The sequence below is a fragment of the Pseudoalteromonas lipolytica genome (assembly GCF_003515105.1).
GTDB lineage: Bacteria > Pseudomonadota > Gammaproteobacteria > Enterobacterales > Alteromonadaceae > Pseudoalteromonas > Pseudoalteromonas lipolytica.
This window is the reverse complement of the sequence record NZ_CP032090.1, coordinates 2,000,517-2,016,497: the sequence shown is the minus strand read 5'-3', so window position 1 is coordinate 2,016,497 and position 15,981 is coordinate 2,000,517. Positions and strand designations below refer to the sequence as shown.

General features: G+C 42.0%; 10 protein-coding genes. 8 read left to right on the top strand and 2 right to left on the bottom strand.

All coding sequences use genetic code 11. The features are described 5' to 3' along the window. Positions 1-2 precede the first annotated feature (2 nt). The gene (locus tag D0907_RS09170; RefSeq protein WP_118844361.1) at positions 3-1,856 is read left to right on the top strand and encodes an alkaline phosphatase D family protein; all 1,854 of its coding nucleotides are present in this window, start codon (positions 3-5) and stop codon (positions 1,854-1,856) included. Here D0907_RS09170 and D0907_RS09165 read toward each other — a convergent pair. Both D0907_RS09165 and rsmF read right to left on the bottom strand, forming a co-directional pair. Beyond that, the gene (locus tag D0907_RS09165) at positions 1,853-2,668 is read right to left on the bottom strand and encodes a polysaccharide deacetylase family protein (RefSeq protein ID WP_118844360.1); all 816 of its coding nucleotides are present in this window, start codon (positions 2,666-2,668) and stop codon (positions 1,853-1,855) included. The genes D0907_RS09170 and D0907_RS09165 overlap by 4 nt on opposite strands. A 310-nt stretch (positions 2,669-2,978) precedes the next feature. Continuing rightward, positions 2,979-4,418, bottom strand: coding sequence for a 16S rRNA (cytosine(1407)-C(5))-methyltransferase RsmF (gene rsmF / locus D0907_RS09160; RefSeq protein WP_118844359.1), 1,440 nt, complete (start codon positions 4,416-4,418; stop codon positions 2,979-2,981). Between the two features lie 281 nt (positions 4,419-4,699). Between rsmF and D0907_RS09155 the strand changes: the two genes are divergently transcribed. The 7 genes from D0907_RS09155 to D0907_RS09125 all read left to right on the top strand — a co-directional run bounded on the left by D0907_RS09155 (position 4,700) and on the right by D0907_RS09125 (position 15,981). Next, positions 4,700-5,401 carry a GntR family transcriptional regulator gene (locus D0907_RS09155; protein ID WP_036968009.1) on the top strand — a complete coding sequence of 234 codons (702 nt, stop codon included), beginning with the start codon at positions 4,700-4,702 and terminating at the stop codon, positions 5,399-5,401. An 87-nt stretch (positions 5,402-5,488) separates the two neighbouring features. After that, positions 5,489-6,364 (top strand): methylisocitrate lyase, encoded by an 876-nt coding sequence (gene prpB / locus D0907_RS09150; protein WP_036968012.1) that lies wholly within the window; start codon positions 5,489-5,491, stop codon positions 6,362-6,364. Between the two features lie 24 nt (positions 6,365-6,388). Further along, complete coding sequence (gene prpC / locus D0907_RS09145; protein WP_118844358.1) at positions 6,389-7,513, top strand: bifunctional 2-methylcitrate synthase/citrate synthase; 1,125 nt, start codon at positions 6,389-6,391, stop codon at positions 7,511-7,513. Between the two features lie 116 nt (positions 7,514-7,629). Continuing rightward, entirely contained in the window at positions 7,630-10,221 is a 2,592-nt protein-coding gene (gene acnD, locus D0907_RS09140; protein ID WP_118844357.1) for a Fe/S-dependent 2-methylisocitrate dehydratase AcnD, read from the top strand. 2 nt (positions 10,222-10,223) lie between these two features. Further along, positions 10,224-11,393, top strand: a complete 1,170-nt coding sequence (gene prpF, locus D0907_RS09135; protein WP_118844356.1) for a 2-methylaconitate cis-trans isomerase PrpF — start codon at positions 10,224-10,226, stop codon at positions 11,391-11,393. A 362-nt stretch (positions 11,394-11,755) separates the two neighbouring features. After that, positions 11,756-14,830, top strand: a complete 3,075-nt coding sequence (locus D0907_RS09130; RefSeq protein WP_118844355.1) for a hypothetical protein — start codon at positions 11,756-11,758, stop codon at positions 14,828-14,830. Positions 14,831-14,889: 59 nt separating this feature from the next. Beyond that, positions 14,890-15,981: a hypothetical protein gene (locus tag D0907_RS09125; RefSeq protein ID WP_075593509.1), complete on the top strand. Its 1,092-nt coding sequence runs from the start codon at positions 14,890-14,892 to the stop codon at positions 15,979-15,981.

The window sequence follows — 15,981 nt, the reverse complement described above, 5'->3', positions numbered from 1 at the left end:
CAATGACCGGCGTATCAAGTTTACCTCAACTTATTATGGGGCCTATGGTACGCCGTGCAGATCCTCATCAAGTCTGTTTTCAGTTTGTAACAACCCGAAATAGTGATTATAGAATTGAGTTTGAGGGCCTTGAATCGACCTGTCAGCATGAGGTCATTCAATTAGGCGAGGCTCTCTTTCTTCATTATGTCATTGTTTTACCAACCTCACAGCCATTTGGGGTTGATTCACTGATCTATTATTCACTTCATGATCGTGATAAAAGCCTCGATTTATCTGCATTTTGCTACGAACGTGCCGATTTTCCTGCATTTGTAATTCCTAATAGACTCGATAAAATCTTACATGGTTCGTGCCGTAACCCCCATCATCCTGCTAAAGATAGTTTGGTGGCAGCCGACACGTGGCAAAATGAGCAGCGACAATCGCTAAACGCGGGTGCTGATTTACTTTTGTTATCGGGTGATCAAGTATACGCAGATGATGTTGCAGGGCCGATGTTACTGGCGATAGAAAAAATCATAACGCTGTTTGGGATCTTTAAAGAGCCGCCGCTTAAGCTCAATTTACCCGCTTGTTTTAGCGAACAGCTTTATAGTCGCCATCTTTATTTACCTAAAGTGCCTTGGCAAAATCGCAGCAAATGGGGAGTCGGTTATTGGCTTAAAAAAGATGAGCCTCATTTTTCTAGTTTAAAAGCTGAAAATCATTTAGTACATTTTCAAGAGTTCATTGCACTTTATATACTTAACTTTAGTGCTGTTTCGTGGCAGCTAATTGATTTTGCACAGGCAGATTGCCCAACACTGCCGCCTAAACACGCCACGCAATTTCAGCTTGAAAAGGATGCACTCCTTGGCTTTGCGGATGGGTTGAATAAAACACAGCGGTTGTTTGCTAATGTATCAACCCTGATGATGTTTGACGACCATGATGTCACAGATGACTGGAATTTAACGGCAGGGTGGGAGCACGCTATCTATCAACACCCAGTCAGCCGACGAATCGTTAATAACGGTTTAATAAGTTATTGGTTAATGCAAGGGATTGGTAATGATGCGGGTGAAAAAACGCTGTCTTTGTTATCTGCTTTCACAAAAAGCTTTGACGGCCAAACATGGCAGTTCAAAGAGTTCGATAAGCTGATCCTCAATTTTAATTATTGGCATTACGAGCTCAATACCATTCCTAAAGTGGTGGTGCTTGATACGCGCACCCATCGCTGGCGTAATGAGCAAAACTTTAATGAGCCTTCAGGTTTACTCGACTGGGAACGCTTAACCGAACTTGAAGAAAGCTTACTTTCGCATGATAAGGTTATTATCGTTTCTCCAGCGCCCGTATTTGGGGTGAAATCAATAGAAGCGATTCAGGCTATGTTTAATTTTTGTGGTCAGCCTTTATTAGTTGATGTTGAAAACTGGATGGCTCACGAAGGCTCTGCTAAAAAGTTACTCGATACATTTCGGCGTGAAGATACACCTAAAGAAACATTAATTCTTTCTGGCGATGTCCATTATTCATTTTGTTTTTCTGTTCAAAAGCGCTTTGGGAAACATAAAAACCGTATTTGGCAATTAACGGCCAGTGGTATTAAAAATGAGTTCCCGAGAAAACTTATTAACGTACTCGATAAGCTTGATTCAATTTTATATGCCCCGAAAAGTCCCCTTAACTTTTTTACTAAGCGCTGGCAGATGGAAGTTGATAAACATCAAACTAAAGGCGACGGGCAAAAATACCTTGTAAGTAATGCGGCTATCAGCTTGATTGAACTTAATGACGGGTTGCTTGCAAAGTATGAGCTTATTCACGCTGATAACCAAATTACTGAATTTGATTTAAATGATCATTAATCAATTTCTTGTCGGTTAGCTTTTACATATTTAGCCACGTTACTCACGGTCTCAAGCCAAAAACCATTGTCTGGGTTTTGTAAATACACGATAAGCTTCTCAAGTGCTTCGCTGTCTGTGGTGTACTGACTGCTTTTACCCACCTCATGCCCCGCAAGAATAATCCAGCTGTTATTTGTACGGTGCTGCTCAAGCATGGTTTTTATTTGTTCAAAGGTAAGGCCATCAATCGCTAAGCTAGTAAGCTGAGTAAAATCGGTAAAATTAGGGTTGTTGGCGGTTTCATCTAGCCAAGTTCGACCTGTTTCGAAGTGCTTGGCAATAACAGGCACATAACTTTTTGTGTTAGCACCACGCCCTACAAATGTGTTTCCACACGGATATGCGAACGAGGTTGGTTCAATGCCCAACGTATGCTTGATATAGTCTTGCGCTTTTAGAATATCTTGTTCTATGCCTTTGAGCGTAATTTGCTCAAGAGAAACCCCCTGTTTACGCAACCACTCAAAATTGCCGGTGCATAAATGGCTGGTAGTGTGGTTCGCTATCTCATGCCCAGACTTTACTGCCATTTGCCATTTTTCAACGCGTTCTTTGACATTAAAAGGGGAGACATAAAAGGTGGCCTTAACCTGATACTTGTCTAATAGTGCTAACCCTGTGTCTACCTGACTGTGTCTGGCATCATCAAAGGAAATACTAATGGCGTTCTTTGCCTTATTCGGATAGCTAAAGCCTTCGTATTGGCTGTTTTTCGCAATACTTTGGAAGCTAATAAAAACGGGAAATAATACACACAGCGGTTTTAACATGGAGGATCCTTTTTAGTTATTTTATTAATGAAATCAAAAAGGATTATGTTTGGCTATGCGACTTTTGAATAAAAAACGCCCAGAACGAATCCGCATTGTTCTGGGCTTAGGGGGTGGCTCTTGCGAGCCTGCGCTAACTTTAAAAAAACACCTTCTAAATTCAGTAGGGAGAAGTAGAAAGTACTTTTAAGTGTAGTTAATGAGATGAAAATTGCACTATAAATGTATAAATTTTATACTGCTTTAAAATCAAGTTGTTACCTTTGTTTACCCAAAGTAGAACCGTGTTTATACAGCGTTTATTCGCATGTTATACCCATGTTATCAACTGGGTATTTTGCACGAGATCGCGTGGTAAAGAGTTTTTAATTTTATTTTTTTGCCATTTACCTAAACCCACGGGACAGCCACACAGCAATAACACAACTTCACCATTGTCTTGAACCGGTTTCTCAAGACGGATATCTTTACCATTGAAGTAATCATTTGCTTGAGAAGCTGTCATTTCATAAGTGTTTTTATCGCAATCTTGGCCAAATACTGTGGCAAACTCATGCGTTAAGCGCACACCCCCTTTATGGATCACACCAATTTGGATTCCTAAGCGGGAATATTTGATTTTATCTTGAAGTGCATTAAAGGATTCAGGAAATAACCAAAGTTCTTTGTCACGCTGCATTAAGCTGCCTGGCAGTGATTTTAGACCGAACTGTTTTTTAATTGTTTGCATAAATGCTTGGCTTTGTTTTTTATCAAACGCCGTAAATGGAAATGCCCCTTTTTTGACTCTTTGATTCGGGTTATCAACTGAAGCTACTTTTTTGAATTTTGCGATAAAGAAGCCTTCGCTATCGTATGTTTGTGGCCATACGTGTAAGTAGCCCTCAGGGGTTGTCGCCTTATTTGCCCCTTCGAATAAACAATCAAGTGGCTGTACTTCAACACAGTTAGGAAATGTGTCTAATAAATACTCACAAACATGCTGGTTTTCAAGTGGGGTTAGGGTACAGGTTGAATAAACGAGTGTACCGCCAGGCTTCAATGCATAAAACGCACTTTTAATGAGTGCTTTTTGAACCGCTGCAATATCGATGTTAGATTCAATGGACCAATTTTTAAGGGCGTCTGCATCTTTACGAACGGTGCCTTCACCAGAACACGGTGCGTCGAGTAAAATGCTATCAAAGCATTCATACATGTAATCACCAAAGATCACACCATCAAAATGTGACAGCGCACAGTTACCCACGCCCATGCGTTTAAGTGTGGCAGCCAGTACTTTTAAGCGTGATGACGACAATTCATTCGCGACTAAAACCCCTTGATTATTCATCATGGCGGCAATTTGTGATGTTTTAGAACCCGGCGCCGACGCCATATCAAGTACCGCATCGCTGTGCTGTACTTCTGTTCTAAGTGCAACCGGGGGGAGCATTGAGCTTGCTTCTTGTACATACATAGCGCCACTTAAATGCAAGTCAGTATTGCCTATGGCAAGAGCGGATTCCTCTTCGCTTGGTCGCGTTAACCAAAACCCTTCTTCGCACCACGGAATGGCCGTTAACTCCCAGCCTTTGCGTGCGCATTGGCGCTGAAACTCTTCAACAGACATCTTTAATGTATTAACGCGTACAGAGCGTCTGAGCGGGCGCCTACAGGCAGCAATAAAATCGTCTAGGGATAAATGTGCAGGAAGGTAGCTTTTTACATCATCAATAAATGAATCGGGAATAAATGTATTAGCGTCCACGAAAGGGCTCTCAAGTCACGTGATAATGTGCTGATCATATCATTTTTGATGTGTACGGGGGACTTTTTTATAGTTTTACACGTATGACTAAACTGTCGACACTTCACCCCTATAAACACTGTTTATGGTCAATATTTTCAAAAGATATCACTTTATGTCGACATTTAGCTGTTTTTTTAGCCTATTTTCATGGTCTGAAGGTTGACAGTTTATACGATAGCGCGCATAGTGACGTTATTAATTGTCGACAATCTAAATTCAGCACGTTTAAAGAAGTGACTATGACAGAGCAAAAAGCCAACGATAACTATAACGATATCACGATAACGACAGCGTCAGACCAAGTGTTTGTCGACATGCGCCGTGAAATAGTTCAAGGCACTATTGAACAGGGTAGTAAAATTTCTGAGCCTGAACTTGCGAAGCGTTATGGCGTTAGTCGCGCTACATTACGTGAAGCACTTAATCGTTTAGAAAGTTGCTACTTAGTTGAACGTAAAGCAAACGTGGGTTGTCGTGTTGTGGCACTGACTGCTGAGCGACTTATTGAAGTGTATCAGGTTCGTAGTGCGCTTGAAGGGCTTGCGTGTCGTTTAGCTGCCGACAATATGGAGCCACAAGAAGTGCAAGGTTTAAAGCAGTTACTTAATCAACACTTGCAAACACAACGTGTCAAAGAAGGTGAATCTTACTACCAAGAAGCGGGTGACCTTGATTTTCATTATCGCATAATCAAAGGCTCTAAAAACGCACACTTAATTCATCTTTTATGTAATGAGTTGTATCAGTTAATCCGTATGTACCGTGTACAAATGGGCATGGCGGGGCCTCGCGTATCAAAGGCTTTTGATGAGCATCTTGCAATTATTAATGCCATTGAAAATCATGATGGGGAGTTAGCTGAAATGCTAATGAAGCGCCATATAAGCGCATCTCAGGCCAATATACAGACTAAGTTTGATTTACACGCGGCAAAAAAATAGCCGAGTTGTCGTCAAATCGTCACAGATTAATTTTAAAAATTAGACACAGCCAAAGAGCTGTGACCGTTCAAAGATAGGAGTTATCCAATGTCAGCAGGATTAAAGTTCAAACAGGCGATAGCCAACAATAAGCCACTGCAAGTGGTCGGCACTGTCAATGCGTATTGTGCCATGATGGCTGAAAAAACAGGCCACCAAGCGTTATACCTCTCAGGCGCTGGTGTGGCTAATGCATCATACGGCATGCCAGATTTAGGCATGACCAGCCTAGACAACGTACTTGAAGATATTCGTCGAATTACCAGCGCTACCGACTTACCGCTTCTTGTTGATGCCGATACAGGCTGGGGCGGGGCATTTAACATTGCGCGTACAGTTAAAGAAATGACGAAAGCGGGCGCGGCGGGTTTTCATATTGAAGACCAAGTAGCACAAAAGCGCTGTGGTCATCGTCCAAATAAAGAAATCGTTTCTAAAGATGAAATGGTTGACCGTATTAAAGCCGCGGTTGATGCAAAAACGGATAGCGATTTTTACATTATGGCGCGTACTGATGCATTCCAAAAAGAAGGCCTAAATGCAGCTATCGACCGTGCAGCAGCTTGTGTTGAAGCGGGCGCTGACGCAATTTTTGCTGAAGCAGTTCATGATTTAGCCGATTATCAAGCGTTTGCGAAAGCGTTAAATGTGCCAATCCTTGCGAATATCACAGAATTTGGCCAAACACCGATTTATACCAAAGAGCAGTTAAGTGAAGTGGGTGTTGAAATGGTGCTTTACCCATTAAGTGCATTCAGAGCCATGAACAAAGCAGCACTTAACGTGTATGCATCTATTCTTAACGAAGGCTCACAACAAAGCCAAATCGATAATATGCAAACACGTGCTGAGTTATATGAGTTTTTAGACTATCACTCATATGAAAATACACTTGATAACCTTTTCTCAGCTAAAAAATCATAACGACAACATTGAAGGAGAACACTCATGGTAGATAAAGCATTAGGCGGCGCAGGTTTACGTGGTCAAGTAGCAGGTGAAACAGCTCTGTGTACAGTAGGTAAGTCAGGCTCTGGTTTAACGTATTGTGGTTATGATATTAGTGAACTGGCTGATAAAGCCCAGTTTGAAGAAGTCTCTTTTTTACTATCGCGCGGTGAATTACCAACAACCGCAGAGCTTACTGAATATAAAGCTAAATTAAAAACACTTCGCGGTTTACCAGACGCACTAAAAACAGTACTAGAAAACATTCCTAAAGATGCACACCCAATGGATGTTATGCGTACGGGTTGTTCTATGCTAGGTAACCTAGAAATGGAGCAAGATTTTAGTGAAGCCAATGATGCAATTGACCGCATGGTGGCTGTATTCCCAAGCATTATTTGTTACTGGTACCGTTTTAGTCATGACGGTGTACGTATTAATACAGAAACAGATGATGATTCGGTTGGCGCACATTTCTTACATTTGTTACATGACAAAGCGCCATCGGCATTATTTGAGCAAGTAATGAATGTTTCGCTCATTCTATACGCAGAGCACGAGTTTAATGCATCGACATTCACAGCGCGTGTGTGTGCTTCAACTTTGTCTGATATTCATTCATGTGTGACAGGTGCAATTGGTAGTTTGCGTGGTCCACTACATGGCGGTGCGAACGAAGCTGCGATGGATATGATTGAAAGCTTTACGAGCGCCGATCAAGCTGAAGAAGCATTAATGGGCATGCTTGAGCGCAAAGATAAGATTATGGGTTTTGGTCATGCCATTTACCGCGAGTCTGACCCACGTAACGTGATCATCAAAAAATGGTCTGAAAAACTGGCAGCAGAAGTGGGTGATACTGTGTTATACCCGGTATCTGTTCGTTGTGAAGAAGTTATGTGGCGCGAGAAAAAATTGTTCTGTAACGCTGATTTCTTCCATGCATCAGCGTATCACTTCATGGACATTCCAACGAAGTTGTTCACGCCTATTTTCGTGATGAGCCGTGTAACAGGTTGGACTGCTCATGTTAAAGAGCAGCGTGCTAATAACCGTATTATCCGCCCAAGCGCTGATTACACGGGCCCAGAAGCACGAAGCTATACGCCAATTACTGAGCGTTAATAACACCAATCAAACCAATGACAGGGGCGGCTAAGCCGCCCTTTTATAAAAGGGCATAAAAACACTAAAAACAAGCCCAACTTCCTTCATCGTCACCAAGTACAAGTAGAGTCATCATGAATACAGAATATAGAAAACCATTAGCAGGCACCGGCGTTGATTATTTTGATACTCGCGCTGCTGTTGATGCTATTAAGCCAGGCAGCTACGCCACACTTCCTTACACATCACGCGTATTAGCTGAAAACTTAGTTCGCCGCTGTGAACCTGAAATGTTAAACGATGCACTTTCGCAATTAATTGAACGTAAACGTGACCTAGATTTTCCGTGGTTTCCTGCACGTGTCGTGTGTCATGACATTTTAGGCCAAACAGCGCTGGTTGATTTAGCCGGTTTACGCGATGCAATTGCCGCTAAAGGCGGCGATCCTGCGAAAGTAAACCCAGTGGTACCTACTCAATTAATCGTTGACCATTCGTTAGCAGTAGAACACGCAGGTTTTGAACCCGATGCGTTTGAAAAAAATCGCGCCATTGAAGATCGTCGTAACGATGATCGCTTTCACTTTATAAATTGGACAAAAACGGCATTTAAGAACATTGATGTTATTCCACCGGGTAACGGCATCATGCACCAAATCAACTTAGAGAAAATGTCGCCTGTTATTCAAAAACGTGATGGCGTTGCATTTCCAGATACCTTAGTCGGCACAGACAGCCATACTCCTATGGTTGATGCATTAGGCGTTATTGCTGTGGGCGTGGGCGGGCTTGAAGCTGAAAGCGTCATGCTTGGCCGTGCTTCGTACATGCGCTTACCTGATATTGTTGGTGTTGAACTTACCGGTAAACCACAACCAGGCATTACTGCAACCGATATCGTACTTGCGATCACGGAGTTTTTACGTAACGAGAAAGTTGTTTCAACTTACCTTGAGTTTTATGGTGAAGGGGCTGATGCACTGACGTTAGGTGACCGTGCAACGATTTCAAACATGACACCTGAATTTGGTGCCACAGCAGCTATGTTCTATATTGACGACAACACACTTGATTACTTGCGTCTAACCGGCCGCGAAGAAGAGCAAGTTAAGCTGGTGGAAACCTATGCAAAAGAAACTGGCTTGTGGAGCGATAGTTTAAAAACGGCTGAATATGAACGTGTTTTAACGTTCGATTTATCATCCGTTGGCCGTAATATTGCGGGCCCATCTAATCCACACCGTCGTGTTGCAACCAGTGACCTTGCTAAAGCAGGGATCACAGGGGTTGTTGAAAATGAAGCAGGCTTAATGCCTGATGGTGCATGTATTATCGCAGCAATTACGAGTTGTACTAATACCAGTAATCCGCGTAACGTGATTGCTGCTGGTTTACTTGCGCGCAATGCGAACGCGAAAGGTTTATCACGTAAACCGTGGGTTAAAACCTCTTTGGCACCAGGTTCTAAAGCGGTTAAATCATACCTTGAAGAAGCCAATTTATTACCAGAGCTTGAAAAGTTAGGCTTTGGCATTGTGGCATTTGCATGCACAACCTGTAATGGGATGAGTGGCGCGCTTGATCCTAAAATTCAACAAGAAATTATTGACCGTGACTTATACGCAACTGCTGTGTTGTCGGGTAACCGTAACTTCGATGGTCGTATTCACCCTTATGCCAAACAAGCGTTCCTTGCGTCACCTCCCTTAGTGGTTGCTTATGCCATTGCAGGTACTATTCGTTTTGACATCGAAAAAGACGTATTGGGAATCGATTCACACGGCAACGAAATCCGCTTAATGGATCTATGGCCATCAGATGAAGAAATTGATGCAGTGATTAAACAAAGCGTTAAACCTGAACAATTTAGAAAGGTTTACGAGCCTATGTTTGATTTAAGTGTTGATTATGGTGAAGACAACGACCCACTTTATCAATGGCGTCCGCAAAGCACTTATATTCGTCGCCCGCCATATTGGGAAGGTGCATTGGCTGGTGAGCGTAGTTTAACTGATATGCGTGCATTAGCTGTATTAGGTGACAATATTACGACTGATCACTTATCACCCTCGAATGCAATCTTAGCATCAAGTGCTGCGGGTGAGTATCTTGCTAAAATGGGCTTACCCGAAGAAGACTTTAACTCGTATGCTACTCACCGAGGGGATCACTTAACTGCTCAACGTGCAACGTTTGCAAACCCTAAACTATTGAACGAAATGGTTAAAGAAAATGGTGAAATAAAGCAAGGTTCTTATGCTCGTATTGAGCCTGAAGGTAAAGTGACCCGTATGTGGGAGGCAATCGAAACCTACATGGCGCGTAAACAACCACTCATCATTGTGGCGGGTGCTGATTATGGTCAAGGTTCATCACGTGACTGGGCTGCAAAAGGAGTTCGTCTTGCTGGTGTACAAGTTATTGCTGCAGAAGGCTTTGAGCGAATTCACCGCACAAACCTTATTGGTATGGGTGTGTTACCACTTGAATTTAAAGCGGGCACAACACGAACTACATTAGGCATTGATGGTAGTGAGACCTTTAGCGTTAAAGGCGAGCCAACACCTGGTGCGACATTAACTCTGCTCATTACACGCACAAGTGGTGAGGTGGTTGAAGTACCGATGACCTGTCGCTTAGACACAGCCGAAGAAGTATCAATATACTCAGCTGGTGGTGTACTTCAGCGCTTTGCTCAAGACTTTTTAGAGTCTGAGGAGCATTAATTATGGCCTTTAAACCACAAATTAAAGTGCCTGCTACTTATATGCGTGGCGGCACCAGTAAAGGGGTGTTCTTTAATTTAACTGATTTACCTGAACCTGCCCAAGAGGCAGGTGAAGCACGCGATAATTTACTTCTGCGTGTTATTGGTAGCCCAGATCCATACGGTAAACAAACGGATGGTATGGGGGGAGCTACATCAAGCACCAGTAAAACCGTTATTTTATCGAAGAGCAGCAAGGACGATCACGATGTTGATTATCTTTTTGGTCAAGTTGCTATCGATAAGGCATTCGTTGATTGGAGTGGTAACTGCGGTAACTTAACCTCTGCAGTGGGCGCATTTGCGGTGAGTAATGGCTTGGTTGATGCCAGCAAGATTCCAGATAACGGCGTTGTAGAAGTTAAAGTTTGGCAAGTAAATATTAGTAAAACCATCATTGTACATGTCCCCATTATCCATGGTGAAGTTCAAGAAACAGGTGATTTTGAACTAGATGGTGTGACATTCCCTGCAGCCGAAGTAAAGCTTGAGTTTATGGATCCGGCTGATGGTGAAGGCGCGTTATTCCCAACGGGTAATCTCGTTGATGAACTCGACGTTCCGGGCGTTGGGGTGCTATCTGCGACCATGATTAATGCGGGTATTCCTACTGTATTTATTAATGCCAGTGAAATCGGTTATGACGGTACTGAGCTTCAAGATGCTATCAATAGTGATGCTTCAGTCCTTGAAAAGCTAGAAACAATTCGTGCCTATGGTGCGCTAAAAATGGGTTTAATTCAGCACGTAGAGGAAGCTAAATCACGCCAGCATACACCCAAAGTTGCGTGGGTTGCACCCGCTAAAAGCTACCATGCATCCAGTGGAAAAGAAGTAACAGCCGACAGTATTGATTTACTCGTTCGTGCTATGTCGATGGGTAAACTGCATCATGCCATGATGGGCACGGCAGCGGTTGCTATTGGCACTGCAGCTGCGATACCCGGCACCTTAGTAAATCAAGCTGCAGGTGGCGGACAGCGCCATGAAGTAAATTTTGGGCACCCATCGGGTACGTTAAAAGTGGGAGCCGCAGCAGAACGAGTTGGTGAAGATTGGCAAGTAAAAAAAGCCAGTATGAGCCGCAGTGCGCGAGTACTCATGGAAGGGTGGGTAAGAGTGCCAGCTTAACAGCTTTCAGTTACAAAAAGTTACATTGTAAATGTGAATAATTGTAAACAGGGATAACGCCTTATGGCACTGTTTTTAGTTATTCACATTTTTTTTTGTAATTTACGGAGGGTTTTTATGTAACCTAATGAAAATCAATGTCTTATTTTTTATTTCTTAGATGAAATACTCTGTGTATTTCTGCATTTTATATTCCATTTTCTTATGAATGTCATAAACATCCGTTATTTTGTCACGCCATAAAAAGGAATTATGCCTGCATAGTTTCTCGGTTACGTTTAATTAATGTTTGATAATAAATTGTAACCTAGTATTTTATTACTGCTAAGCTACAGAAGTAGCCATTAAGGAGAATAACGACAATGCGAATTAATAAATTTACCCCGATAGCAGCTTCTGTTGCTTTATCACTTGGGTTAACGGGTTGTAATTGGTTTGACGACGACAATAAAAAAGAAACAGTCAAGCCGGTTCAAACATTTGAAGGTTCAGCTTCTGCAAGCTTTGGAACAGAAGTAACAGGTCGAGCTGTAAAAGGCTCATTATCAAACGCAGCGGTCGTTGTCAAAACGATGAATGATGCAGGAGAGATGATACCGGTTGCATTTCGTTTAGCAGCTTCTGCAGACGAATCGTTTACAGCAACTGCTAACACACAAGCTGAAGCTGATGCGATGGCAAAAGCAAAAGTTCTTGCTGCAAACCCAGAGTCAGTTTTAACGGCAATGAATGGTGGTTACTCACTATTTGTTGAAGATGATTTTACTGGACCATTATATATCACAGTTACAACCTCATCTGAAGGTGATGACAGTATGGTCAAATGTGACTCTTTCACAGGATGTGGCGACTACGATACAGCACCAGGTGTATCAGAAGAAGCGGGCATGGAAAACAATGGTGATAGCAACATCGATTTCGGCGAGTGGTATAAAGACGATGTAACATTGCAAGTTGTTAAATTTATAAGTGCTCCTGCTGCAGCGGCATCTGTTCGTGGTATGAGTTATGCTGAAGGCGAAAATAAGTCAACTCAGTATTTTGCTAATTTAACGTTGTTTACCAGTATTGCTGCAGAGCTTCTACTTGAAGGTGCGGGTAACGGTGAAGCAATTTCTGAAGACGCAATCTCTCAAGCAAGTCTAAAAACATTAATTCAACTACTTGGTCCCGATACTGCCATTGAGGCTGCAGCCTTGTTAGCTGATATTTCAACAGGTGGTGCGGTAGATTTTACCGAACTTGAAGACGGTGATTCATTAGACGCGGGTACATTAGCGCTAATTCAAACTGCTATATCTCTACAATCAATGGCTGGCACGGGTACAAACGGTTCGCTTAATGAACTGATGTCACAGCTTGCTAAAGGTGTTTCTGATGGCAAAGTCGCCGATAATGATGATGATACTGTCAAAGCTGTTGCTGCGGCATTACAACAATCGGTAATTAATACGAGTTTAATTTTTGCAGCCCTTGTAACAGGTGAAGGTGTTGACGAAGCTTTTGCCGCGGTAGCTCAAAGCTTAGGTATAACGGATTCTGACGCTATCGCAAAACTAAAATCGAAAGCAACGAAAGCTGTTGAAAAAGTAGTAAAAGACGCTAAGAAAGCAGGCGCTGATGATGAGCTTAAAGAAACAGCTAAGAATGTAAAAGATGCGCTAAGTAAGATTGGTTGTTCTGGTGAAGAATGTGATGCTGGGGATGACTTTGATTCGAAAGCTGCACAAAAACTAAATGAAAAAGTGATTGAAGCCCAAGCTGATCTAGATGCTGTGATGGCTCTTATTGATACTGCGCAAGCGTCACTTGCCGATGTTACTGAATTAGGTGATGCAGGACTTGAGACCAATGAGCAAGTAATAGCATATAGTTCAGCGGTATATTTACTAAATGGTAATGTAGATACTTACACGGTATGGCAGAAGCAATTAAAATCAGTTAAATCTAAGATGAATGGTATTGCGAAAGCAGCTGCGGCATTTGCAGCTAAAAATAGTGATTACCAACAACTTGCAGATCAAGCTGCAAGTGTCCGTGATGCGGTAGCACAGGAATACGACAACGTTGTGTCATTGATTGCAGGTATCGAAGCTGAAGTTGTACGAGCAGATGAAGCGGTATCGGCATTAGGTTTAGAGTTTGAAGTAACGAAAGCGAATGCGGTAGCTGCAGCAGCTGCTGCACTTGAAGCCGCAACGGTTGCAATGACAGCTGATACAACTTTGGCTACTGCGATGATCGCCGTTGAAGCTGCTGATGTATCAAACCTTGAAAGTGCGACTGCGGCTTTAGAGGCAGCAGAACAAGCAATAGCGGCTGCAACAGACTCGCAAATGAAAGCTGCGGCTTCAATTTCTGCGTCTAATTTATCAACAGATGCTGCCACAGCATTCAAGAAAGTCGCCACTGAAGCTGATGATATTGCAATGGCGGATGCGCAACTCGAAACTGCAGCAGCTGAACTTAAGTCAGCCGCTATGTATGCAGATAACGCAGATGATGCACTATTAGCAGCACAAGCGCTTTATGATACTGCTATGGATGCAATTGCTAAGTTCACAGTATTAGTCGACGTGAAAGCGGGAACAGAGACTGTTACTCAAGCAACGATTCTTACGAAGTCAGGCGGTAAAGCACTTTTTGATAAAGCTGAAGTAATCTACGACATTCTAACAGAAGCTTGGGACTTAGGTGACGAAGCCGACAATGTACAGTCTACTCGTTTCCCTGAATGGACATACAGCTTTGATAAAGATGCGTTAGAGTTATCGTTGTCTAACGACACAACATCTGAAATGATCAGTGTTAATGGTGTTATTGAAACAGATACACTTGTGTTCGCATTTGGTGGTACAGTTACCACCGAAGATGGAGTCACCGTTATCGTTGAAACGCTTGAGGATACAGCGCAAGCAACGCAAGATTGTGTTGATGTAAAAGACGGTAAGATCGCTGCAGATTTATCTGATTCATGTTTGATTGTTAAATTTAACGATGAGATATCTTCAGATACATTAGTGGATGGTGAAGTTGAAACTATCGAAGCATGGTCTCGAGTTCAAGTAACTGATGGCGATTCTGGCTTTACGGGGATGTTAAGTTTAGAAGGCTCTGATCTAACTAGTCTTGCTAATATTAAAGCATCAGGTATGACCGGTGACACTGAATTTACGGCGATGATTGGCTTAGACAGTGCTGTTGATGAGATGGAAACATACATGGTCAGCGTAGAGCTTCATAACGATATTGCTTATATGATGTCACTCAGTGCTGTTGAAAGTGCTGACTTCTCTGGTTCTGTTGATGCATTATATTCAGGGAAAATGATGAAGTTTGGTACAGTGACTGAAATTACCAATGGTATCTCTATAGAATATATTGATGGTGAAGTTATTGACTACACTGATATTAGTTTTTTAGACATGACTAAGTAATAACGCAGTATAAAAAAGAGGGGAGCTTGCTCCCCTTTATAATAATAAGTGGATAAACTATGAAAAAAACACTACTTGTTATGGCTATAACAAGCTCTTTATTTTCTTCCTTTACAGCTGCCGCAGAGCCAACTACTTTTTTCACCACCCTAGATGCAGAAGTTTACACTGAATCTCAACCTGTAAAGTCTTTTATAGATGACTTTGATGCTCCTTTAAAAAGCGGAGATAGTGCGTTTACTTTTAATATTTTTGAGTTAGGTATTAAAACCCGAAATTATACAGTGGGTGTACAAAGTCGATTTGATTACTTGCTTGAATTTGATCCTGATACCGCACGATACTTACACACAGAAAAAAATGATCTGCCGTTTGAAGAACGTGATTATCGTTATTTTTTAGACGGCAAACAAGCAACTACTAATGGTGTTTTTGTCGCTTATGATTTTAAATTTTTAGATAATAATGCGCTGACAATTACCCCCAAAATCACCATTTTTTCAAGTGCACATTTCCAAGACGCCAAGGTCGATGGCACGGTGTTTAGTGATGAAATTCAAGGAGCTTTGGAGGTTGATTATTATTACTCTAAGGACCTACTTTTTAAGCGATTTACTTCAGATGAAAACCCGACGGGTTTAGGCTATAGCTTCGATCTAAATATTAATTGGCAAATTACACCAGAGCTAGAGTTGAATGTACAAGCTCAAGACCTCGCGTATGAAACAGAATATAAAGAGGCGGGTTTTGTTCAAGGCTATACAACCGAAGTGCCATTCACTGAAAGTGAGAGTGGTAGCATCATTACTGAGCCTACAATAAGGCTTACTACCTCAGCGAATGGTCATGAGGTTGATCATACATTTGAAATGCCAGTACGGCTAAAAGCATCATTAAATTATCGTATTAACAACGCATTCTCTGCGCATTTAATGGCTAAACAAATAAAAAGTGACACGTTTACTCAAGTAACTGGACGCTATCATTTTGCAGATACATGGAAACTACTTGGTGGATATGAGAGTAACAGCCAGGCATTTTTAGTCGGAATAGAAAATGAATACATAGGGTTAACTTTGCAAACTGATAGCTTAGATTTAGACGAAGCATATTATGCAAATTTGAATTGGTTTGTTAGAGTGAATTTCTAA

Excerpts from the sequence above, each read along its gene's own strand:
- D0907_RS09155 (WP_036968009.1), top strand. The coding sequence starts at position 4,700 with ATGACAGAGCAAAAAGCCAACGATAACTATAACGATATCACGATAACG.
- prpF (WP_118844356.1), top strand. The coding sequence starts at position 10,224 with ATGGCCTTTAAACCACAAATTAAAGTGCCTGCTACTTATATGCGTGGC.
- D0907_RS09165 (WP_118844360.1), bottom strand. The coding sequence starts at position 2,668 with ATGTTAAAACCGCTGTGTGTATTATTTCCCGTTTTTATTAGCTTCCAA.
- prpC (WP_118844358.1), top strand. The coding sequence starts at position 6,389 with ATGGTAGATAAAGCATTAGGCGGCGCAGGTTTACGTGGTCAAGTAGCA.
- acnD (WP_118844357.1), top strand. The coding sequence starts at position 7,630 with ATGAATACAGAATATAGAAAACCATTAGCAGGCACCGGCGTTGATTAT.
- D0907_RS09130 (WP_118844355.1), top strand. The coding sequence starts at position 11,756 with ATGCGAATTAATAAATTTACCCCGATAGCAGCTTCTGTTGCTTTATCA.
- prpB (WP_036968012.1), top strand. The coding sequence starts at position 5,489 with ATGTCAGCAGGATTAAAGTTCAAACAGGCGATAGCCAACAATAAGCCA.
- D0907_RS09170 (WP_118844361.1), top strand. The coding sequence starts at position 3 with ATGACCGGCGTATCAAGTTTACCTCAACTTATTATGGGGCCTATGGTA.
- D0907_RS09125 (WP_075593509.1), top strand. The coding sequence starts at position 14,890 with ATGAAAAAAACACTACTTGTTATGGCTATAACAAGCTCTTTATTTTCT.